The 22,691-nt window shown below is 42.2% G+C and carries 16 protein-coding genes and 2 tRNA genes; 17 read left to right on the forward strand and 1 reads right to left on the reverse strand.

Annotated elements, in window-relative coordinates:
• The first annotated feature begins 1 nt into the window (after position 1).
• The 3 genes from ilvN to GQY27_RS06930 all read left to right on the forward strand — a co-directional run bounded on the left by ilvN (position 2) and on the right by GQY27_RS06930 (position 3,370).
• Positions 2-484 carry an acetolactate synthase small subunit gene (gene ilvN, locus GQY27_RS06920; protein WP_201450698.1) on the forward strand — a complete coding sequence of 161 codons (483 nt, stop codon included), beginning with the start codon at positions 2-4 and terminating at the stop codon, positions 482-484.
• 237 nt (positions 485-721) lie between these two features.
• The gene (gene ilvC, locus GQY27_RS06925) at positions 722-1,714 is read left to right on the forward strand and encodes a ketol-acid reductoisomerase (protein WP_160032831.1); all 993 of its coding nucleotides are present in this window, start codon (positions 722-724) and stop codon (positions 1,712-1,714) included.
• Between the two features lie 114 nt (positions 1,715-1,828).
• Positions 1,829-3,370: a 2-isopropylmalate synthase gene (locus tag GQY27_RS06930; protein WP_160032832.1), complete on the forward strand. Its 1,542-nt coding sequence runs from the start codon at positions 1,829-1,831 to the stop codon at positions 3,368-3,370.
• Between the two features lie 122 nt (positions 3,371-3,492).
• Here the strand turns inward: GQY27_RS06930 and GQY27_RS06935 are convergent, their stop codons facing one another.
• A complete protein-coding gene (locus tag GQY27_RS06935) occupies positions 3,493-4,473 on the reverse strand; it encodes an aldo/keto reductase (RefSeq protein ID WP_160032833.1) in 981 nt (326 codons plus the stop codon).
• A gap of 267 nt (positions 4,474-4,740) precedes the next feature.
• Here GQY27_RS06935 and leuB point away from each other — a divergent pair, with 267 nt between their 5' ends.
• The 14 genes from leuB (at position 4,741) to pheT (ending at position 22,552) form a co-directional block, all read left to right on the forward strand.
• Complete coding sequence (gene leuB, locus GQY27_RS06940) at positions 4,741-5,844, forward strand: 3-isopropylmalate dehydrogenase (protein WP_160032834.1); 1,104 nt, start codon at positions 4,741-4,743, stop codon at positions 5,842-5,844.
• A 398-nt stretch (positions 5,845-6,242) separates the two neighbouring features.
• Complete coding sequence (locus GQY27_RS06945; RefSeq protein ID WP_160032835.1) at positions 6,243-6,665, forward strand: hypothetical protein; 423 nt, start codon at positions 6,243-6,245, stop codon at positions 6,663-6,665.
• A gap of 373 nt (positions 6,666-7,038) precedes the next feature.
• Entirely contained in the window at positions 7,039-8,142 is a 1,104-nt protein-coding gene (locus tag GQY27_RS06950) for an ATP-binding protein (protein WP_160032836.1), read from the forward strand.
• Between the two features lie 196 nt (positions 8,143-8,338).
• Positions 8,339-9,862, forward strand: coding sequence for a leucyl aminopeptidase (locus GQY27_RS06955; RefSeq protein WP_236570519.1), 1,524 nt, complete (start codon positions 8,339-8,341; stop codon positions 9,860-9,862).
• A 183-nt stretch (positions 9,863-10,045) separates the two neighbouring features.
• Positions 10,046-10,993 carry an AAA family ATPase gene (locus tag GQY27_RS06960; RefSeq protein WP_236570531.1) on the forward strand — a complete coding sequence of 316 codons (948 nt, stop codon included), beginning with the start codon at positions 10,046-10,048 and terminating at the stop codon, positions 10,991-10,993.
• 3 nt (positions 10,994-10,996) lie between these two features.
• Positions 10,997-12,097, forward strand: a complete 1,101-nt coding sequence (locus tag GQY27_RS06965) for a DUF58 domain-containing protein (RefSeq protein ID WP_160032838.1) — start codon at positions 10,997-10,999, stop codon at positions 12,095-12,097.
• Positions 12,090-13,427, forward strand: a complete 1,338-nt coding sequence (locus GQY27_RS06970) for a DUF4129 domain-containing protein (RefSeq protein ID WP_160032839.1) — start codon at positions 12,090-12,092, stop codon at positions 13,425-13,427. The genes GQY27_RS06965 and GQY27_RS06970 overlap by 8 nt, the downstream gene beginning before the upstream one ends.
• A 78-nt stretch (positions 13,428-13,505) precedes the next feature.
• Positions 13,506-14,465: an aldolase catalytic domain-containing protein gene (locus GQY27_RS06975; RefSeq protein ID WP_160032840.1), complete on the forward strand. Its 960-nt coding sequence runs from the start codon at positions 13,506-13,508 to the stop codon at positions 14,463-14,465.
• A gap of 284 nt (positions 14,466-14,749) precedes the next feature.
• Complete coding sequence (locus GQY27_RS06980; RefSeq protein ID WP_160032841.1) at positions 14,750-16,873, forward strand: putative bifunctional diguanylate cyclase/phosphodiesterase; 2,124 nt, start codon at positions 14,750-14,752, stop codon at positions 16,871-16,873.
• A 164-nt stretch (positions 16,874-17,037) separates the two neighbouring features.
• Positions 17,038-17,111, forward strand: a tRNA-Pro gene (locus GQY27_RS06985).
• A gap of 8 nt (positions 17,112-17,119) precedes the next feature.
• Positions 17,120-17,190 (forward strand) — tRNA-Gly (locus GQY27_RS06990).
• A 141-nt stretch (positions 17,191-17,331) separates the two neighbouring features.
• The gene (locus GQY27_RS06995) at positions 17,332-18,477 is read left to right on the forward strand and encodes an SGNH/GDSL hydrolase family protein (RefSeq protein ID WP_160032842.1); all 1,146 of its coding nucleotides are present in this window, start codon (positions 17,332-17,334) and stop codon (positions 18,475-18,477) included.
• 532 nt (positions 18,478-19,009) lie between these two features.
• Positions 19,010-20,044 carry a phenylalanine--tRNA ligase subunit alpha gene (pheS, locus tag GQY27_RS07000; protein ID WP_160032843.1) on the forward strand — a complete coding sequence of 345 codons (1,035 nt, stop codon included), beginning with the start codon at positions 19,010-19,012 and terminating at the stop codon, positions 20,042-20,044.
• A gap of 57 nt (positions 20,045-20,101) precedes the next feature.
• Positions 20,102-22,552, forward strand: coding sequence for a phenylalanine--tRNA ligase subunit beta (gene pheT / locus GQY27_RS07005; RefSeq protein ID WP_160032844.1), 2,451 nt, complete (start codon positions 20,102-20,104; stop codon positions 22,550-22,552).
• Positions 22,553-22,691: the final 139 nt, after the last annotated feature.

The raw sequence follows: 22,691 nt of genomic DNA on the forward strand, positions 1-22,691 counted from the left end.
CATGAATAGACATACGATTGCCGTGCTGGTAAACGATCAGCCAGGAGTACTTCAACGGGTATCAGGTCTGTTCGGTCGCCGTGGATTTAACATCGAAAGTATTACAGTAGGTCAATCGGAAGAAGCAGGTTTATCTCGAATGGTCATTGTAACACTTGGAGACGACAAATTACTCGAGCAAATTGAGAAGCAACTTTACAAATTGATTGATGTAATTAAAGTAGTTAATCTTAGTTCAAATCCAATGGTAGGACGCGAACTAGCGTTGATAAAAGTAAAAGCAGATCCTTCAGAACGACCAGAAGTAATGGGACTCGTTGAGACTTTCCGCGCTTCAGTCGTGGATATCGGAAATACCTCATTGATGGTACAAGTTGTAGGGGATACAGATAAGATCGATGCAATGATTGAGCTTCTGAAGCCTTACGGAATCCGTGAATTATCCAGAACCGGAGTTACCGCAATGATTAGAGGCAATGTATAAAAACTTATTAGGATGAATAGTTAATTCAAGGAATTGTCATTCATTCTCTTTTTTAAAATAATAATTTAGTCATTCACCGCGACAGGAAATCACAGTCCTGAAGAATGGGCGGGGGTTTGAGGGGATTACTGCTACTTCATAACTAAAGAAGATGATAAGCAGTTTGGGAGAATAGTCCCTTGAAACACCCGCTCATTCATGCAGGGTTTCTTTACAATACAAAGGAGGACTTTAACAATGGCAGTTACAACGTACTATGAACAGGATGCAGAACTAGGTGTATTGAAAGGTAAAACCATCGCCGTAATCGGATATGGTAGTCAGGGACACGCTCAGGCACAGAACTTACGTGACAGCGGACTAAATGTAGTAATTGGTCTACGCGAAGGTAAATCATTCCAAGCCGCTCAAAATGATGGTTTTGAAGTACTCTCCGTAGCAGAGGCAACAAGCCGTGCTGATGTTATTCAAATTTTGATGCCGGATGAAACACAAGCTTCCGTATACAAAAATGAAATTGAGCCTAACTTGAAAAAAGGCGCAACGATCATGTTCTCTCACGGTTTTAATGTTCATTTTGGTCAAATTGTTGCTCCTAAAGATAGTGATGTATTGCTTGTGGCTCCTAAGTCTCCAGGACATATGGTTCGTCGTACATATGTAGAAGGTTTTGGTGTACCTGGTTTGATCGCGATCGAACAAGATGCAACAGGTAAAGCAAAAGAAATTGGTCTTGCTTATGCAAAAGGGATTGGCTGTACTCGTGCTGGGGTTATCGAAACTTCTTTCCGTGAAGAAACAGAAACCGATTTGTTCGGTGAACAAGCTGTACTGTGCGGCGGTGTAAGTGCACTCGTAAAAGCGGGATTTGAAACGCTGACAGAAGCAGGTTATGCACCAGAAATGGCATACTTTGAATGTCTGCACGAACTGAAACTAATCGTGGATTTGATGTATGAAGGCGGACTTGCAAGCATGCGTGATTCGATCAGCAACACAGCTGAGTATGGTGACTATGTAACAGGTCCTCGTATTGTAACAGAAGATACTAAAGCAGCAATGAAAGCTGTTCTGACTGATATCCAACAAGGTAAATTTGCTCGTGACTTTATTCTCGAGAACCAATCAGGTCGTGCATTCTTGACAGCTACTCGCCGTAATGAAGCAAATCACCCGATTGAAGTCGTTGGCAGTCAATTGCGTGAAATGATGCACTGGACTCATAAATAAGATTTGATTTTAACCGAAAAATAATGATTTAAAATATTCCTTCCTAAGCGGCCGTGCGATTATGCGTGAGCCGCTATAGGAGGTTAAACACAAAATTTTTTGGAGGTGCTGAGTGTGCGCAAAATTCATATCTTTGATACTACACTGCGTGACGGAGAGCAATCTCCTGGTGTCAATCTGAACACGCGGGAGAAACTGGAGATCGCTTATCAGCTTGAAAAATTGGGAGTGGACCGGATGGAGGCTGGTTTTCCGGCTGCCTCCCCGGGCGACCTTGCTGCTGTAAATGCCATTGCTAGAGCGGTAAAAAACTCAACCGTTATTGGACTTTCACGTTCTAGAGAACAGGATATTGAAGCTGTTCGGGAAGCGCTTCAAGGAGCACAAGATCCGTGTATCCACCTGTTTCTAGCTACTTCGCCAATACATCGTCAGCATAAACTTCGCATGGACAAAGCACAGGTGCTTGATACAGCAAGATCTGCCATTCGGTATGCGAAACGTTATTTTTCCAAAATCGAATTTTCACTTGAAGATGCCGGCCGTACAGAACATGACTTCTTAGTTGAAGTGACTTCGATGGCAGTTCAAGAGGGAGCAGCCGTTGTAAATATCCCGGATACGGTAGGTTATTTATATCCTGAAGAATATGGTAATCTGTTCAGAATATTAAAAACGCAAGTACCGGATATTGAGAAGGTGCAACTCAGCGCTCATTGTCATAATGATTTGGGTATGGCGACTGCCAATACACTCGCTGCGATTATGAATGGAGCAGATCAAATTGAAGGTACGGTTAATGGAATTGGGGAACGTGCCGGAAATACAGCTATTGAAGAAATAGCGATGGCTTTAGAGACAAGACAAGAATTATTTGGTGCAAAGACAACACTTGAGTTATCTGAGATTGCTCGGACCAGCCGGCTCGTCAGCAGATTAACGGGTATGGTCGTCCCTGGTAACAAGGCGATCGTCGGTGCTAATGCATTTGCTCATGAGTCAGGTATCCATCAAGACGGCATGCTCAAAGAAAAAACAACCTATGAAATCATGACACCTGAAACCATTGGACTGAAAGAGAGCAAGCTTGTACTTGGTAAACATTCAGGTCGACATGCTTTCCGTGAGAAATTGGTCGAGCTTGGGTTTATCCTTGAGGAAGATGAAGTAAACCGAGCTTTTGCACAGTTTAAAGATCTTGCAGATAAGAAAAAAGAAGTGACGGATGACGATCTAATTGCTCTCTTAGAAGAAAAATTAGTCGATACTCCTGAGGTGTTCAAACTCCAGGAAATGTATGTTACTTATGGAGATGCTTCTGTACCTGCTGCAAGAATCAGTCTTTGCTTAGAAGACGGTAAGTATGTGACCTCAGAAGCTGAAGGAAATGGCTCGGTAGATGCGATCTATAATGCGATTGATAAAGCGAGTGGAGAAGACGTTATCCTTGCTGATTATTCTATTAAGTCCGTTACTCACGGTAAAGACGCTTTGGGTGAAGTACATGTCGTCCTAAGACAGGATAAGATGACGGTGCAAGGACGCGGAGTGAGTACCGACATCCTTGGAGCAAGCGCGCGTGCTTATGTAGATGCTCTCAATCATCTTGTTGAAAAACGTAAAACATATACAGAGCGAATTAATGTGAATTTATAAAATCATAAGGATTCGATAAAAAAGCCCTTTTTGGAACTTTTCTCAGACGAGTAAAGATTCCTAAAAAGGGCTTTTCGAGTACTTTTATATTTAATTTGATTCAATTAACTGTTTATATACGTCTACCAAGCATATGCGTTAGGTGCATGTCCGCCAGGTCCTGGGAAAATTTCATCAAGGCGTTTCATCGTGTATTCATCAAGGCTTACCTCTAGTGCATCCAGTGTACTTTCAAATTGCTCTATGGTTCGAGGTCCGATAATCGGAGCGGTTACTGCAGGATTTGCCAGCAGCCAAGCAAGAGCAACGTTATCTTGAGGTTCACCAAGTTCACGGCAGAGTGCAGCAAACTCTTCCAACTGCTCCCGGTGCTGATCGATGTAAGCTGCATTATTACCGGTACGAGTACCTTCGAGTTTTTTTAGGGCATTACGGCCAAGCAATCCACCATCCAGTGGACTCCAAGGAATAATCCCAAGTCCTAAATTTTGAGCTGCAGGAAGGACTTCAAGTTCCGGAAGCCGGCAATTTAGGCTGTATTTATGCTGTTCTGAGATAAGTCCGAGGAAATGCCGCTGTTTGGCAGCACTTTGGGCAACCGCAATTTGCCACCCTGCAAAATTACTAGAGCCAACATAGCCGATTTTCCCCTGTGCAATGCTGACTTCAAATGCTCCCCAAAGTTCCTCCCATGAAATGACGGGATCGACGTGGTGCATTTGGTAAAGTTCGATATGATCCGTTTGAAGACGCTGTAATGACCCTTCCAGGTGACGGCGGATTTTATAGGCAGATAAACCTGCGTCATCGTTAGGGCCATCCGTCTGATCCTGCATCGAACCATAGACTTTTGTAGCGAGTACCACTCTTTCACGACGGCCACCACCTTGTTTAAACCATCTGCCGATAATCTTTTCAGTTAAGCCGGAATGTTCACCCCAACCGTATACATTTGCTGTATCAAAAAAATTGATTCCTGCATCAAGAGCTGCATCCATAATTCGGAATGCCTCTTTCTCATCTGTTTCGGGACCAAAGTTCATTGTACCAAGACATAGTTTACTTACTTTTAAACCAGACTTACCCAGGTAACTGTATTGCATAGTCCACTCATCCTTCCTCATAGGAACCAAATTTACCTTTCTATGTTATTGTAAACGGTTAATTCGATTTCAATCAACTGATTTACTTACAATCTTTTGAATGAATTATGAAATTGAATGTTGCGGTTATAGTCTAAACCTATTAAAGCAATAGATTCTATATCTTGGTCAAATCCACCACATCTATGGTACAAAAGTATATAAGAAGTTTACAACGTTGAGAAAATAGAAGTTTATGATTTTACATAAAAAAGGAGCGTGTTGTTCATGTCAGATGTGAAGAAAATTGCAGTCATTTCAGGTGATGGGATCGGCCCTGAGGTTGTTGCGGAAGCAGAGAAAGTATTGAAACGGACGGAGGAACTATTCGGTTATACTTTTGAAACGAGTCATGCGTTATTCGGCGGGATTGCTATTGATCAAAAAGGAACGCCGCTTCCGGAAGAAACGCTCGAAGTATGTCAGAATGCAGATGCAGTACTGCTTGGAGCAGTGGGTGGTCCACAGTGGGATAATAACCCTAAAGAACTTAGACCAGAGACAGGATTACTGGGCATTCGCAAGGCACTTGGTTTATTCTCTAATTTACGCCCGGCTGTTGTATTCGATTGTTTGAAAGATGCATCTACCTTGAAACCAGAAGTTCTAGAAGGAACGGACTTAATGGTGGTAAGAGAACTTACCGGCGGAATCTATTTCGGTGACAAACTTCGCAGACAAGGAGAGCACGGAGAAGAAGCAGTTGATACCTGTGTTTACAACGTTACAGAAGTGGAACGCATTGTTAGACAGGCTTTTGAAATTGCACAAAAACGGAAAAAGAGACTTGCTTCTGTAGACAAGGCTAATGTACTGGAAACATCGAGACTATGGCGTGAAGTGGTAAACCGTGTAGCTCCTGACTATCCTGATGTAGAAGTAGAACATGTACTTGTTGATAACTGTGCAATGCAGCTTTTACGCAGGCCTGCGAGCTTTGATGTCATTGTAACCGAGAATATGTTTGGAGATATTCTAAGTGATGAAGCAGCCATGTTGACGGGTTCGATCGGGATGTTATCTTCTGCATCTTTGGGAGAAGGCAGCTTCGGGTTGTATGAACCGGTTCATGGTTCCGCTCCTGATATTGCGGGACAGGGAGCAGCAAACCCTATTGCAACGATCCTATCTGTCGCTTTAATGTTCCGAATGACTTTTGGATATGAAGATGCAGCAGATGCCATCGAAAAAGCAGTAGCTAAAGTGCTGGATGAAGGTCATCGTACAAGCGATATTGCAGTAGATAAGAGCCAAGCGATCAGTACTTCAGCGATGGGAGATTTAATCGTGAAGAATATGGAGAAATCGACACTAGTTTCTTCTATTAAATAAGTAACACGATAGAGAGTAGATATTCTTTAGATTTCGTATATGTTTACGGAGAAGAGAGTAGCTGCTCTCGATCCTTTTCATGTACTGCCCATTTGACTTTGTGTAAAACGAGTGATAGGATCTATATATTATTCTAAATTTCCGCATTTTTCAAAAATAATAGACAAGCCCTTACAGCATTTCTTATGTTGTGAGGGCTTTTTTCACCAAATAACGCGGGTGCCTTTTTTTACAAAAATTGCGTTTAAGAACGGGGAAAAAGGTGTTATAAGGGGTATGGAATCTTTTTTTATTATAAAGAGGAAAACGAACTGTCATAACGAATAGGGTAAAAGAATACGCTATTGAACATAATGTAAATAATGCATCCGGTGCGTTTCTACAAGGAGGGTGAACAAATGAGTTTTTGTTGTGGAGCAAGTATGATTGGAACGAAGGGAACATTAAAACATTACCGTACGCAGGTCCACAATGTTCCCCTGCTCTTTTGTCCAGTGTGTCATCGGGTAGAAGTCCATTACAAAGTAGAAAATGAATACGAAATATTAGCTGAATATGCACATGGTGATGGTGCTTCTGAGATTGACTTTCAAGATTATGTAATGGAAGACGAAGATACGATTTATGAGAACTGTGTAAACCGTGAGAATGAAGATCCGCTCGAAGTCGTCCAAAGACAAATCGATACGTCTCTTGACTTGCTGTCCATAGCCAAAAATATAAAAGACGAGAAGTGGGAGAGCGAATTAAAGCGCAGGCTTGCTGTCATGAGTAAAAAACGCTCAAAGCTGAAGCACAATCAACCGGGAAGACAACCATAGTATGTTTGTAAAGACGACCTTTGCCCTAGGGCAAAGGTTTTTTTATGGAGAAGTCGTCCTTTATACCTGAGCGAAAAGGATTTATCTCAATTATTTCTGTTTATTCGACAGTATCTCTGATTGACTAGGATTGGTAACCTTGTCTATGATAAAATAGACTTCTTTCAAAGCGGAATCAGCTAGTTTACAAACATTGGCTCACATTAGCGCTATTTCGTATCGAAAAATAGATCTACGAAAGTCTTACAAAAGGCAAAACCAATGCCCTTCTGATAGGAAGATAACATACTTCAAGGTAGACGGTCTTACTGTTCTGCGACCATTGCTAGTCCGATCGGCAAGTTCCATTTAAGTAAAAAGGGGGAACCTGAGTATGATCAGTGAGTTTCAGGACACTTTGATTTCTGCCAATGAGGCTTTTCCACTAAGGCATCTTGATAATAGTAATTATGAGAACATTTTGGAACATTTGGACAGTGGAATCATGCTGTTTGATAGCGAAGGTTTTCTAACTTTTATCAATGTACAGATGGCAAAATTGCTGGAGCTTCCAAGGCATCAGTTACTTGGATGTAACGTTCTTCAGTTAGTTCAACATCCATATATCAGCCGGTTCAAAAAGAAGAAAATTCTGAGGATATACCGAGAGACCATCTTCCATCGTAAGCACTATCATGAACTGCTAGATGAGTATGGAAAACATTGGCTCATTACAATGACCTATGGGGATCAGATGGATGGGAATTTTCTGCTGAGTGTAAAAGACGTATCAGATTTCAAACAAATTGAACAGACCGCGTATCAAAATGACAAGCTTGCGATGCTCGGCCAAATATCCGCTTCCATTGCACACGAAATTCGAAACCCGCTTACCGCTATACGAGGGTTCATTCAACTGCTTCGTCCTCATTTGCTGCAGCTAGGTAAGGACGAATATGCGAAAATTATTTTGACAGAAATTGACCGAGCTAACGATATTATTTATGAATTCTTGAATTCCTCAAAACCTTCTGCGCCTCAGAAGACGGTCATTCCTATCCAGTCTTTACTTAAAGAAATTGTTCTTCTTACTGAGAGTGAAGGTTTAATGAATGGCTGTGAGATACAGCTGAATAATGATCTGACTCCCCTTTATGTCTCTATTGATGTTAAACAGATTAAACAAGTCATGCTGAACATAGTGAAAAATGCGATGGATGCTATGGACCCTGTAGGAGAAGACTATTCTGGCATCATTCAGATTGCTACGCATGAGGAGCAAGGTCATGTTGTCATCTCCATAAAAGATAATGGCCATGGGATGGACAACAACACACTTGTTCGATTATTTGATCCGTTTTTCACAACAAAAGAGACAGGGACGGGACTTGGACTATCTGTAAGCTATCGTATCATTAAGAATCATGGTGGGACTATAGCTGTACATAGCAAATTAGGAGAAGGGACCAGGTTTAACATTTCTTTGCCTCTCGTGTAGATTGTTTTTTACGAATTTTTCCTTCATCATTAAAGTAGGCCTGGAGCTTGACGAGCTTCCGGCTTGTTTTGTTTTTGTACGTGTGACGAAGGGTATATATGGAGTAGTATGGAACACGTGTATAAATGAATTCAATTCTTAATACCTTTCGTTGCTTTATTCAAAACGATATACCGATTGGGAGATGAAAAGATTGATGTACAACACATTAGAAATTACATGGGAAACGGTAACTCCTGTAGAATCACTTGAGGCACATGCCGTCATATGTATGGTATCAGAAGCCGAGTGGATTACGGGACATTTTCCGGAATCATGGAAACAAGCGATTACTTCGGTAAAAGAAAGAGGACTTTTTAATGGTTCGGAGAATCAACTGTTCACCATCCCTGTAAAGCAAGGGAGTGCAGCTGCTACACTCGTTTTAGTAGGAACAGGGGAGCATCCCATGAGCGTGGATGAGCTCCGTAATCTCGCTGCCAAAGCAGCCAAAGCTTCACTGCAGGTGAGTGCAGATGAAGTGGTATTTGCTCTGCCTTCGTCGCTGGTGTCCTATTCCGATACACTTGATGTTTCAAAGGTAGCACACGCGTTAACGGAAGGTTTTATTTTAGGAGTATACCAAAGAAAAAACTATAAACAGAAACAAAAAGCTTATATAGGACCAAGTAAACTAACTTTTCATCAAGAAAAAGTCACAGATCCTGATTTTCAAAAAGAATGGGAGAAAGGGATCGAGCGGGGTCAAGCTTTTGCAGCAGGGACCAATTATGCCAGAGATTTAACCAATCTTCCAGGGAATATGCTCGTTCCTGAAGATCTTGCCATAGCATCTAAACAACTAGCTGAGAAACATGGACTAGAGTATTCCGTTTTAGATGAAAAGGAACTTGAGAAAAAAGGGATGGGCGGAATTCTCGCTGTAGGAAAAGGCAGTATCCATCCGCCCAAAATGATCGTCATTAAGTATCAAGGAAAAGAAACATGGGATGGCGACATTGTGGGACTTGTAGGAAAAGGAATTACCTTTGACACAGGCGGTATTTCGCTCAAACCTCGTGTCGGTATGGAAGAAATGATCAGCGATATGGGCGGTGCAGCAACCGTGCTTGGGGCACTTGAGACCTTATGTATCCTTCGGCCGAAACTGAACGTACTGGTCGTTATTCCAACCGCTGAGAATATGCCTTCTGGCAGTGCATTCAAACCCGGTGATGTCATTACAACACTTAGCGGCAGAACCGTTGAAATTCTGAATACAGATGCAGAAGGAAGAGTTGTACTTGCTGACGGTATGACCTACGCGAAGGAATTAGGTGCAACTCGTCTTATTGATGTAGCAACGTTAACTGGGGCTGTATTATCGGCACTTGGAGATGTTGCCACTGGTGCGGTAACGAATGATGAGACGTTCTTGAGTCGGTTTATTTCAGCTTCTAGACGAACCGGTGAAAGAGTATGGCCGCTTCCTGCGTATCCCGAATTCCAAGAGATGCTGAGAAGTGATGTAGCAGACTTACGGAACAGTACAGGACGAAATGCAGCTTCAAGTACTGCTGGTTTGTTTATAGGGACCTTTGCTGACGGGATGCCTTGGATTCATCTGGATATTGCTGGAACTGCATTTCTTTCGAAAGAGCGAGGTGTAAATCCGAAAGGAGCCACAGGTGTCATGGTCCGGACCATTGTAGAGTGGATCACAAGTGAGGAACAAGAATAGGATTTGAATGGTAGATAGGTATATGCCTGGGAGAAACCAGGGGTATACCTTCTTTTTTTTACATAAAATGCATGTTTTCTGGCGTTGTGATAAAATAAAAACACATATATGAAAACGTTTCCTCATTATAAGTATAAAGGTGGTCTTTCTGTGGTTGAGGCTGAAATCAAGGCAATTGCGAATATGGCACAAGAACTGAGAACAAATATAGCGAAGTACATGATCGGCAAAGAAGAATCGGTAGATTTATTGTTGACCGCACTCATCGCTTCAGGTCATATCTTATTGGAAGATGTCCCTGGGACAGGTAAAACGATGCTCGCTAAAACGGTAGCTGCTTCGATGGAATGTTCATTTCGGCGGATTCAGTTTACTCCAGATTTATTACCGTCGGATATGACGGGAATTCATTTTTACAACCAGAAAGAGGGACAGTTTGAATTTAGGCCAGGCCCCTTATTTGCGAATATCGTATTAGCAGATGAGATTAATAGAGCAACGCCGAGAACACAATCCAGTCTGTTAGAGTGTATGGAGGAGAGACAAATTAGTGTGGATGGACAAACTCATGTACTATCCAAACCTTTTATTGTCATAGCAACGCAGAATCCAGTTGATAACCAAGGAACTTTTCCGCTGCCAGAAGCGCAAATGGATCGATTCATGTTAAAAATGAATTTGGGTTATCCCTCCCAAGCCGAAGGCATTGAAATCTTGAAACGGACGATTGAAGGCGGTTTTCAGTCTCCCATAACCCCTGTGATCACACAGGAGGATATGATTTCAGCCCAGCAATCCTTTAAGTCCGTTCAAGTCGAGGAAGATCTCCTCCAGTATATGATTGCTATAGCAGAGGCTACAAGACGCCATCCTGATATTGCCCTTGGTGTAAGCCCGAGAGGAACACAGGCACTGGTTAGAGCTGCCCAAGCCAGGGCTGCCATAAGAAATAGGGACTACGTCCTGCCTGACGATATCAAAGCGCTCGCTCTGCCTGTTTTATCTCATAGGCTTGTCCTCCACCAAAGATCAAGACAACAGGAAGGGAAGGCGGCAGCCCTGCTTCAAAGTATCATTGAACAAATCCCAGTCCCGAGTGAAAACATGGCTTCAGAAAGTAGCATAGGCTAGCTAATGGATCTCTTATGGTTTATTGTTGTCGGTCTTTTGCTAATTTTGGTGGAGCAAGCGATATTTGGACTTCCTGTACTTAGGCGCGTTACGTATTCGAGAGAATTTGAAAAAGATCGCTGTTATGCAGGTGATCAGTTAGTTATGACGGAAAAGATTGCTAATGAAAAAAGACTGCCTATTCCTTGGCTGCGTCTTGAAGCGATGATGCCTGCTTCCTTTTCTTTTCAAACCGGAGAAGAAATGGGGATCAGTAAAGGAAACATTTATCAAAATCATCAAAGCGTGTTTACGATGAGACCCTTCACTAAAATCTCTAGAAGACACTTCGTGGTATGTCAGAAACGAGGTGTTTATCAGATGGAGACGGTCACGATGACGGGAGGAGATCTCTTTAATATCTACTCTACAAGTCAAAAGTTGCCCGTATCCATTGCTTTGACTGTGTATCCGGAAATCCTCTCCGATCATGAAATGCCGTCAAACTTCGAAGTATGGCAAGGAGAACTAGAAGTATCCAGGTGGATCGTGGAAGATCCCTTTTTAATTGTAGGGGTTCGTCCTTATGGGGAAAGCGATCCAATGAATCGGATTCACTGGAGTGCTACCGCAAGAACAGGTGATCTTCAAGTATTTAAGCAGGGCTTCAGTTCTGACCCACAGACGATGATCCTATTTAATATACAGGAATCGGAGGAGATGTGGAGTGTAGTGACTAGACCGGAACTTGCGGAGCGAGGCTTATCTTATGCAGCCACAGCAGTTAGTTATGCTGCCAGCAGAGGACTCAAGGCAGGGTTTGCACACAATGCTTATTCGGAACAGGGAGATACAAGTATTCGGATTGATGCAGACTACGGCTCTGTTCATGCCGAATATATTATGCAAGCAATGGCTGAGGTTCAATTAAAGTGCCTTATGCCAATGGAACAAATGCTGCGGGATGAAGCTGACCGGCAAGAAGATGAGGAACGGAAGCACGATTATTTACTGATTACCGCCTATGTGTCACAAGCGATGGAAACCCAGTTAGCAAGACTGCGAACCGCAGGTAACCGGATCACCGTCTTGTTCTTAGAGGATAAGGAGGGGAGAAATGGATAAGAAACAAACCTTTACTTTTCCTGTTCAGGCTATATTACAAGGCGCTGCCGAATTAATCTATGGCTATGCTCTTATTGTTATTTTATCTGTCTATGTTCTCGAAATTCCTCCTATGTATGTGCTCTGTATTGGTTTTGTTGCGATCAGTGCCGGGGTATTGAGCGGCAGAGTGCTATCTATGAAGAGTTCAGCATTTGCTGTTGCCCTAGCAGTACTTGGTGGAATGGTAATTGCCACTGCGACTTTTATGGCAGGATCAACGGAGAATCGTTTACTCTTCATCATAGCAGGAGTCGTTCTTGGCGGAACTATAGGCTATCGGGGATTTTACTTGCAGAAGCATATCAAGCATACGATTTTTATATCCGAAAAATATCGGGTCGTTGGTCTCGTATCATTGGTAATACTCAGTTTTTTTGTGGGAAGATATTCTTCGCTTACGCCATACAGTGTGGGGGTTTATGTAAGCGGACTGGCTAGTTTTATATTACTGCTCTGGGATCGCCATACCCAGGAAATGCGGAAGGTTACTCTTGATTTCAAGGGGCAAAGGCCGCTTGTAAGAAGTTTTACGAAGATTAATCAATTACGTACCTTACTCTTCCTTATGATCGTTTTACTTGTCGGAGCCTTTCAGCGTTTATCTGAAGTAGCTGCCTCTGTATGGAGTTGGTTTACTGCTTGGGTGAGAAATCTATTCAGCGGTGAGACTCCGCAGCAGAATATCCCTAATTCCTCGGGTGTAACGGAGTCTCCTCTTCCCTTTCTGCCAAATGAGGAAAAAATTCCGCAAGAACCATCACCGATTTGGGAATTTTTACTCCGAGCCATTGTTTTCTTAGCAGCTGTCGCAGTGCTATGTTTTATATTTTATAAGGCTTGGAAATTATTTGTGAAGTTCACTGAGTATTTAGAACATCGTAAAAAGAATTTAGTGCCGGTCATCCCGCCTAAAACGGCATATATAGATATCATTGAAACGATTGAAGAAAAACCGAAGAAGAAGAGCTGGCTTCGCTTCTTTCAAAGAGAGTCCGTGCCGAGTGATCCTAAGGAGCGCATTCGGTATTATTATCGAGAGTATATTCTCCGGGTCAAAGGACAGGGACTTGAGATCCCAGCTCATCTAACTCCTTTTGAAGTGAAACAAGAGCTGGATAAGATAAAGACGACAGCTAAGACAGAAAGAACGAATAAAAGACATAAGGATGATTTGGGAGCAGTTTCTGATGACCTATTCCCCTTATATAACGAAGTTAGGTATGGAAAGAGAAATGTAAGTGAAGAAGTGATTCAACAAATAGATAGGGAATGGAAGTCAAATCAATAGGTAAACCTTCTCTTTACTTTTCCTTCTACGTTCAAGTATCATGGTAGAAATAGATAAAGATGCCAAAGGAGCTTATGCATGAAGACATTGACGAACACAAGCAAAATTGTAGATTGCACGATTCGAGACGGCGGTCTCGTAAACAATTGGGATTTCAGCGTTGAGTTTGTCCAAGGACTTTATGAAGGGCTGAATGAAGCAGGGGTAGAGTACATGGAGATTGGTTATAAAAACTCTCCCAAGTTACTTAAAGGAGCAGAAAAAGCAGGACCATGGCGCTTTTTGAATGATGATTTTCTGCGTAAAGTGATCCCGCAAAAAGGAACTACGAAATTATCTGCTTTAGTTGATATTGGCAGAGTAGACGAAGCTGATATTTTACCTCGCAGCGAAAGTATGCTGGATTTAATTCGTGTGGCTTGTTATATCAAGGATGTGGACAAAGGTCTAGAGCTTGCACAGACATTCCATGACCGCGGTTACGAGACAACGCTGAATATTATGGCTCTTTCTAACGTTATGGAGAATGAACTCTTAGAAGCTTTTGAAATGATTAATGAGAGTGTTGTAGATGTAGTCTACATCGTAGATTCATACGGCAGCCTGGATCATAACGACATTAAATACCTCGTTGAAAAATTCAAAAAGCATCTTCCTAATAAACGACTCGGTGTACATACACATAACAATATGCAGCTAGCTTTTTCAAATACACTGATTGCCTCAGAACTTGGTGTAGAACTTCTTGATGCATCTGTGTACGGAATGGGACGTGCAGCAGGTAATTGTCCGACGGAACTGCTTATTGCTCATTTGAAGGGAACCAAGTACAAATTGCGTCCGGTTCTAAATGTGCTGGAGAACTGGCTTGTGCCTTTACGGGAAAAGGAAGAATGGGGTTACCTTCTGCCTTATATGGTTACAGGACATCTTGATGAACATCCTCGTTCAGCAATGGCTCTTCGAGCTTCGGAAAGCAAAGATCAGGTCGTAGATTTTTACGACAAGCTCACCACACCCGAAGTTAATTTTGAATAGATAACCAATTTGCAAAAATTTAGCTTGATGACCAGGCGCTCTATGTGGATATTCACATAGAGCGTTCTTCTTTGTGTTTAATCCCTCCTTTATGTGTCTTTAGAACTATAAAATACGTTGATATGCATCGTTGTTCACAAAAAAAGATACACGATCTCCTTAAAAAATGGTATTATAGTCCAGGAAAGTGGAAGAAAATTGTTGAAATGTGTCAAATTAGATTGAATAGAGAGCGACAAGTAAGTTGGTTTTAGTTATAGATGAATGGAGGCATGGAAAATGTTATGAACTTAAAAAGTGGATATCACAAATCCATTAAAATAGTGACAGCGGGTTTGTTCTTATGTTTGCTGACTCCATGGATACCAGGTTCATTATCATCAATCGTAAATCAAGAATTATTTCATCTATTAGGTCTTGGAATTTCATTAGTTTCAATGATTATTTGTTTATCTGCCTATAACCAGAGCAGAATGCAGGCAAAAGGGGATCGAACCAGGAATGGTCAATACTTTTCTTACGTCTTCTTTGCGGGTGGACTGCTTAAACTTTTGCTGTTTCTTTATTACGGGGAAATAAGAATGGGTTATAAACTGTTGGTTGATTCCATAGATGTACTTGTCATTATTTTTATGGCTCGCTTAATCTGTGTGATGTGTATGTTGTTTCTCGGATTTAAGCTGCCTGCAAAGCAAAAGCCATTCCCAAGATGGGTAAGTTTTACGATGGGGACCCTGTATATCAGTTTTCTTATGTTGGTTCTTTACAATAACGGCATAACAGAATCTGTTCTCAGCCGTTCTGATCCGTGGACACAGTCGATCAATTCAACTTATTATGTTATGCATGCATCGCTTCTTTTATTTTTTGTGTTCGCGTTAGCAGGTATTATTTTCTCGCGAAAGAAGCGCAGTAAGGAAATTAATTTCCGGCTGATCCTAGGCGTTTGTTTTTGTATCATAAGCCAAGGTTTTATACTTCAAGTTACTTATGTTCAGGATGTATACTTTACTTTTTCGATGTTGTTTCAATTGATTTCGTATATAATATTTCAAAATATTTATTATAACGTCTATATTAAGAGTCCGTTAGAAGAGCAAAAAGTAACAAGAAAAAAATTAGACTATATGGCCCATTATGACGAGACCACTGGGCTTGGTAACCGGAGATCTTTGCTTCACTATGTGAGTAAATGTCTGGAAAAATTAGAGGCTGATGGTGCACTGTTAGGTTTGCTTGTTATTAATATTAGTCGATTTAAGATTATTAATGATTCCCTTGGTTATATACTCGGGGACCAGCTGTTGAAACAGACAGGAGAACGCTTGCTTGATTATCAAGGGGGAAAAGAAGTGTTTTCTCTTGGAGGAGATCGATATGCAATCGTTTTGACCGGAATAGAAAGCGTAGAAATGTTACATAATCGGGTTTATGAAATTTTAGAGCGTGTTAAAGATCCCATTTTTATAAATGAACGAGAACTATACATTACCCCTTCGGCAGGAGTTAGTATATATCCTTATGATGGTGCTAAGCCGGACGAACTTCTTCGTAATGCAAATACGGCTTTATATTTTGCCAAGAATGAAGGACAAGATTTTAATAGATATACCTTATCTATGAAGAGAGAAGCTCAAGAGAGCTTACAGATGGAACACGATATACGTAAAGGCCTAGAACGTAATGAATTCTATCTTGAGTATCAGCCGCAGATGAATCTGGCTACCGGTGAAGTGGTTGGAGTTGAAGCGCTTGTTCGGTGGAACCATCCGATGAGAGGACGTATATCGCCAATCGATTTTATTCCGATTGCTGAGGAATGCGGACTTATTGTCCCGCTCGGAGAATGGGTGCTTAGAGAAGCGTGTCATCAGAACCGAATGTGGCAAAATCAAGGATACAAACCTTTGACGATATCCGTGAATTTATCGATCCAACAATTTCAGGAAGTGCAGCTTGCAGAACGAATTGAGCGTGTGTTGCAGGACACAGGCCTTGACCCTGTATACTTAGAACTTGAAATAACAGAAAGTACGATGTTTGATATGACGCAAGGGATGAGAGTACTCGAACGTATTAAAAAGCTTGGAGTGCAGATCAGTATTGACGATTTTGGTACGGGATACAGTTCACTTCATTATCTGAAAAATCTGCCTATCGATCGTCTTAAAATCGATCAGTCCTTTGTGCGGGAGCTGATGGTGGATCGGAACAATAAAGCAATCGTATCCACGATTACCTCTATGGCAAAGCATCTTCAGCTCAAAGTGACTGCGGAAGGGGTAGAGAACGAAGACCAGCTTTTATTTTTACAAGAACAGCACTGTAATGATGCGCAAGGTTATTTCTTCAGCAGACCCCTTGCATCGATTGATTTCGAATCTCAATTTTTAAAAGCTATCGCCTAAAATGATTCTCAGAGGATACTCAGCACATGCATTTTTTTGTTTACCTGAACTGCATGTGCTGTGACTGAGAAAAATGTATTGTAGTTATAAATTTAGGGTTGCAGAGAAAGCAGAGTTGTGATATATTGTTTCTTGTCACTAATGAATGGCGCTCATTCATTTGACGGGATGTAGCTCAGCTTGGTAGAGCACCTGGTTTGGGACCAGGGGGTCGCATGTTCAAATCGTGTCGTCCCGATACTTATAGCGGGTGTAGTTCAATGGTAGAACTTCAGCCTTCCAAGCTGATAGCGTGGGTTCGATTCCCATCACCCGCTTCATAGTAAGAGTCTCTTGCCTAAGGCAAGGGGCTTTTTTTGTTTTCCGAGAACCTAATTCATAATCGATTATAACCAAAGCTTTAGTATAATAGATTTACGATAGTTTTATTTTACATAATGAGGAGGAATGAGCGAGAAATGGAAGGTGAATATGGATCGGCAACAGCCGTCTCTACGGCAACTAATTTCATCATGGAGCAGGAAACAGCATCTATACGTACCTACCGGACATACGTAAGACTGAGAGAAACAGGTCAGCTTGATTTGAAGTTTTGGCACAGTAATGCGGTAGACTCAACTTGGGATGTAGGGAACACGGCGAAAGGAAGTATGCCTGGCGGTGTATGGGTTATTGAAAGCGCTTATGTAGCGGTGAGCGGGCATAAACGAGATGGCAGTATTATACCTAAAAGCGCAGTAAAGGTGACATTTGATGGAGAAATGAGTAAAGAAGTCACTCCTGCAGAGAAGTTCTGGAGTGATTCGGTACATATAGATGTTCCGGCAGGACATGATTTAGTGTTCTCGTGGACAATTTCAGCTCCTGCAGGAAAATCATTTCCATACAATACGGAGGGGCTGCTTGTATCTGCTTTTGAAGCAGAGGGGAATCAGGCAGATGAAGAACAAGGTGTCCTGTTTACAGCTTCTCAGAATCGGCTAGTTCTGCCTGCTTTTATAGGATATAAAAGACAGATGAAGGAAGAGATTGTTTTCTTGGGAGATTCCATAACTCAGGGAGTAAGAACAGGGCAGGATGGCTATGAGTACTGGGTTTCTCGTATAGCTGATGGGCTTGGTCCTGATTATGGTATTTGGAATATTGGTTCAGGATGGGCAAGAGCCTATGATGCAGCAACGGACGGCCCGTGGCTTGCTAAATCCAAACAGGGCAGTATCGTAGCCATTGTCCTCGGGGTGAATGATATGGATATTGGAAATCGAAGCGCAGATGAATTGCTTGCGGACTTATCTTTTATTATCCGAAAAATAAAGCGAAATCTCGAGCGCGGGGGTGTGCGGGTGATCTTATTTACGGTGCCGCCGTTTAATTTTACGGAGGATAGAGAAAAAGTGTGGCGAACTGTCAATGAAACGATTCGGACCTGTCCACCCGAAGGAACGGATGCAGTGTTTGATATTGCCAAAGTTCTATCCTGCCCTGCACCAGAGGAACACCGGATTCAGCCTAGATTTATGAGTAATGAATATGATCCGCATCCAAACGGCATTGCGGGAAAGGAAGTCGCAGATGCTTTTCTAAAGTGGTTTCGGAACATATGAGAAGAAGCAGTGTCTATTTTTGAGATGAGGACTTGATTGGGACTTGTCATTTGCGTATAATAATGTAGCAAACAATGTAGAAAAACTAACGGAATGAAGCAAAGATTTGTGACGGCCTTTAGTTTCATCTATATGTGAGATTTTAATGAGCAAAATGCATGGATGGAGAAGAGTACACAGTGCTTTTGTACAGGGAGGAAGCGCCGCTTAGATTGAGAGCGTTTCTACGAAATCAGGCTGTCGAAGTTCGCTCCGGAGCAGTTCCTTGAACAGCAGATAGGGTGCCTATGTAAATGCCTTATATTATGGTCAGTAGAGGATACCGGTTCACGACCGTTACAAACGTGCTAAAGTGAGATTGAATTCGTACAGACTAGCTCGGTTTTATTATAAAACCGCAGATTTATTCTAGTCGTACATGAATCTAACAAGGGTGGTACCACGGTCTTTTCGTCCCTTTTTATGGGGGAGAAAAGGCCTTTTTTTGATTAAAAAGATTAAAATCTGGAGTTACGAAGGGAGTAACCGCAACATGAAAGAAAGATTGGAAGCACTGCAAGTTGAAGCTCTCGCTGAGCTTGCAAACGTAGCCGATGATAAGGCGCTAAGTGAAATACGTGTGAAATATTTAGGTAAAAAAGGAGCACTTACTGAGATTTTACGCGGTATGGGTGCCCTGAGTGCAGAGGAACGTCCGGTTATCGGCCAAGTGGCGAATGAAGTGCGGGGTGCGATTGAGTCTGTTATTGAGGAAAAACAAACAGCTTTCCAAAAAGAAGAGACTGCGAGACGCCTTTCTAAAGAAAAAATTGATATTTCCTTGCCAGGACGCCGTATGCCTGAGGGAGGTCTTCATCCGTTAACAAAAGTAATTCAGGACCTTGAAGATATCTTCGTTGGGCTTGGTTACAAAGTAGCAGAAGGACCAGAAGTTGAAACGGATTATTTTAACTTTGAAGCACTTAACCTGCCGAAGAACCACCCAGCCCGGGATATGCAGGATTCGTTCTATATTACAGATGACATCCTCATGAGAACACATACTTCTCCCGTTCAGGTTCGTACCATGCAAGCAATGCAAGGTGAATCCCCGGTAAAAGTAATCGTACCAGGAAAAGTATATCGCCGAGATGATGACGATGCGACTCATTCCTTCCAGTTCCATCAGGTAGAGGGAATCGTTGTAGGCAAAAACATCCGTATGAGTGACCTGAAAGGTACCCTTTTGCAATTTGTTCGTGAAATGTTTGGAGCTCATACCGAGATCAGACTTCGTCCAAGTTTCTTCCCGTTTACAGAGCCGAGTGTAGAAGTTGACGTAACTTGCATTAAATGCGGCGGTGAAGGATGCAGACTTTGCAAACAAACAGGTTGGATTGAGATTCTTGGAGCGGGAATGGTACATCCAAAAGTGCTGGAGATGGGCGGATACGATCCGTCTGAATACAGCGGTTTTGCATTTGGTATGGGTGTCGAGCGTATTGCCATGCTGAAATATGGTGTGGATGATATCCGTCACTTTTATAACAGCGATATGTCATTCTTGAAGCAGTTTGCAAGATTATAGATTACTCATAATTACAAATAAAGGTAAACCTATTTTTATAGAAGGAAGTGAACGTCCGTGAGAGTATCTACAGAGTGGTTGTCTGATTATATATCTCTTGAAAATGTAGCTCCGGAAGATCTGGCTGAGCGTATTACAAGAGCGGGAATTGAAATTGATGCAGTGGAAAACCGTAACCAAGGGATTACTAAAGTTGTAGTCGGTTACGTGAAGAGCAAAGAAAAACATCCGGATGCGGATAAACTTAATATATGTAAAGTCGATGCAGGTCTTGAAGAAGAACTTCAAATTGTGTGCGGCGCGAAAAATGTAGATGCAGGTCAAAAAGTACCGGTAGCTATGATCGGAGCCAAACTTCCCGGCGGTCTTGATATCAAAAAAGCAAAACTGCGCGGCGTATTATCCCAAGGGATGATTTGTTCTGCGAAAGAGCTGGGACTTAATGATAAATTGCTGCCAAAAGAACAACAAGAAGGTATTCTTGTTCTTCCTTCCGATCTTGAACCAGGTACGCCGATTGAACAAGTACTCGGTCTTAATGATCAAGTGCTCGAACTTGATTTGACACCAAACCGTTCCGACGCATTATCAATGATTGGTGCAGCTTATGAAGTGAGCGCGATTTTAGGCAGAGAGATCACTTTGCCAAAACCGGAAGAGCAATTAACAGAATCGGGTTCCCCAGCAGCGGAGCATATTTCGGTAACGGTGAATGCGCCTGAGCTCTGCACTCATTACGCTGCTCGCTATATTACCGGAGTACAGATTGCTCCTTCTCCACTGTGGATGCAAAATCGTCTTATGGCAGCTGGTATTCGTCCAATTAATAATATTGTGGATATTACGAACTATGTCATGCTTGAATATGGACAGCCTTTACATGCATTCGATGCAGATAGCCTTGCTCACGGTAACATTGTTGTACGTACGGCAGCTGAAGGCGAAACAATGGTGACCCTTGACGGACAAGAACGCAAGTTGAAAGAAACGATGCTTCTTATAACCGATGGTGAAAAACCGGTTGCAATCGCAGGGGTGATGGGCGGAGAAAACTCCGAAGTAACGAGTAATACGGTTAACCTGTTGCTCGAATCTGCTAAATTTGATGGAACAACGGTTCGTAAAACATCTCGTGATCTAGGGCTTCGCTCGGAATCCAGTCTTCGTTTTGAGAAAAATGTAGATCCGAACTCCGTCATTCCAGCACTGAACCGCGCAGCATCTCTGATCGCTCAGTATGCAGCAGGTACGGTACATCCAGGGGTTGTAGAATCTGCACCCGCTCAAACAGAAGAGCTTGTGATTTCTTTATCTACTGATAAAGTGAATCAATATCTGGGAACCCTGCTCACAACTGAAGAGATTAAATTGATTTTCGATCGTCTTCATTTTGCATATGAGGTATCATCTGGTGATGAACTTAAAGTAACTGTTCCTACCCGCCGCGGTGATATTACTCGTGATGTAGATTTGATTGAAGAAGTAGCAAGGTTATATGGATATGACCTTATTCCTACAACCGTAATTGAAGGTCCGACTACACCAGGTTCCTTCACGAAGGAACAAACGATTCGCCGTGCGCTTCGTGCTCTTCTTTCGAATGGCGGTTATCATGAAGTGATCAGTTACTCTTTCGTAAATCCGGTGCGCGGTTCATTGTTCTCGGAACTTACCAAAGGCAGTCACTCTGTTAAACTAGCTATGCCGATGAGTGAAGAGCAAAGTGTACTGAGAACTAGCATTTTGCCGCAGATGCTTTCCGCAGCAGAATACAACCGAAATCGTAAACAGGACAGTTTGGCACTTTTCGAGATCGGAAATGTGTTCTATACAGAAGAAGAAAGCTTGACAAAACAGCCGCGTGAAATTCCTGCACTATCCCTGCTTCTTAGTGGAAATCGGGTAGAAAAACAATGGAATACGTCTGTACAAAAAGTAGACTTCTTTGATCTAAAAGGAGCTATTGAGTCTATTTTTGCTTACCTTGGTCTTGATAAAAACGTGTCCTATGTTGCAAATGAACCGAAGGACTTCCATCCGGGACGTTCAGCCTCTATTTATCTAAATGTAGAAGGCAAAGATGCGATCCTGATCGGAACAATGGGGCAGGTTCATCCTGAAATTCAAAACAGCTATGATCTGGCGGATACGTATGTTGCAGAATTATCGCTTGAAGCACTCTATGAATATGCAAGACCTGCACTTGTGTATCGGGAGCTTCCTCGTTTCCCTGCTGTTGAACGTGATATTGCAGTTGTCGTTGAGGAGAATGTTGAAGCAGGTGCATTGCTTGCATCGATTCGTGAATCGGCGGGAGAACTGTTACAATCGGTTCAGGTGTTCGATATCTTTACTGGAGAAAAACTTGGTCTTGGTAAGAAAAGTGTTGCTCTTGCCCTGACATACCGTCACCATGAACATACGCTGACAGAAGAAGAAATTACAGCCGTTCATAGTAAAGTAGTAGAGGATCTTTCTACTCGTTTTGGAGCCGAACTCCGAAAATAAGGATATGACGAGCTTGATGTGTAAGTTTCCATGTTTCTCCTTTATTTTTTGAGGAATTAATTGAAGGAATTGCTCTAAGTCACATCGAATCCTTAAAGATAAAGGCTTCGATGTGACTTTTTGTTTAGGGATCTTTATA

This window comes from Paenibacillus sp. An7 (assembly GCF_009870785.1).
Classification (GTDB): Bacteria; Bacillota; Bacilli; order Paenibacillales; family Paenibacillaceae; genus Paenibacillus.

Coding starts and splice junctions, on each gene's coding strand:
- GQY27_RS06955 (WP_236570519.1), top strand. CDS start 8,339: ATGTACAACACATTAGAAATTACATGGGAAACGGTAACTCCTGTAGAA.
- leuB (WP_160032834.1), top strand. CDS start 4,741: ATGTCAGATGTGAAGAAAATTGCAGTCATTTCAGGTGATGGGATCGGC.
- GQY27_RS06960 (WP_236570531.1), top strand. CDS start 10,046: ATGGCACAAGAACTGAGAACAAATATAGCGAAGTACATGATCGGCAAA.
- GQY27_RS06970 (WP_160032839.1), top strand. CDS start 12,090: ATGGATAAGAAACAAACCTTTACTTTTCCTGTTCAGGCTATATTACAA.
- GQY27_RS06945 (WP_160032835.1), top strand. CDS start 6,243: ATGAGTTTTTGTTGTGGAGCAAGTATGATTGGAACGAAGGGAACATTA.
- GQY27_RS06975 (WP_160032840.1), top strand. CDS start 13,506: ATGAAGACATTGACGAACACAAGCAAAATTGTAGATTGCACGATTCGA.
- GQY27_RS06980 (WP_160032841.1), top strand. CDS start 14,750: ATGAACTTAAAAAGTGGATATCACAAATCCATTAAAATAGTGACAGCG.
- pheS (WP_160032843.1), top strand. CDS start 19,010: ATGAAAGAAAGATTGGAAGCACTGCAAGTTGAAGCTCTCGCTGAGCTT.
- ilvN (WP_201450698.1), top strand. CDS start 2: ATGAATAGACATACGATTGCCGTGCTGGTAAACGATCAGCCAGGAGTA.
- ilvC (WP_160032831.1), top strand. CDS start 722: ATGGCAGTTACAACGTACTATGAACAGGATGCAGAACTAGGTGTATTG.
- GQY27_RS06965 (WP_160032838.1), top strand. CDS start 10,997: ATGGATCTCTTATGGTTTATTGTTGTCGGTCTTTTGCTAATTTTGGTG.
- GQY27_RS06935 (WP_160032833.1), bottom strand. CDS start 4,473: ATGCAATACAGTTACCTGGGTAAGTCTGGTTTAAAAGTAAGTAAACTA.
- GQY27_RS06950 (WP_160032836.1), top strand. CDS start 7,039: ATGATCAGTGAGTTTCAGGACACTTTGATTTCTGCCAATGAGGCTTTT.
- GQY27_RS06995 (WP_160032842.1), top strand. CDS start 17,332: ATGGAAGGTGAATATGGATCGGCAACAGCCGTCTCTACGGCAACTAAT.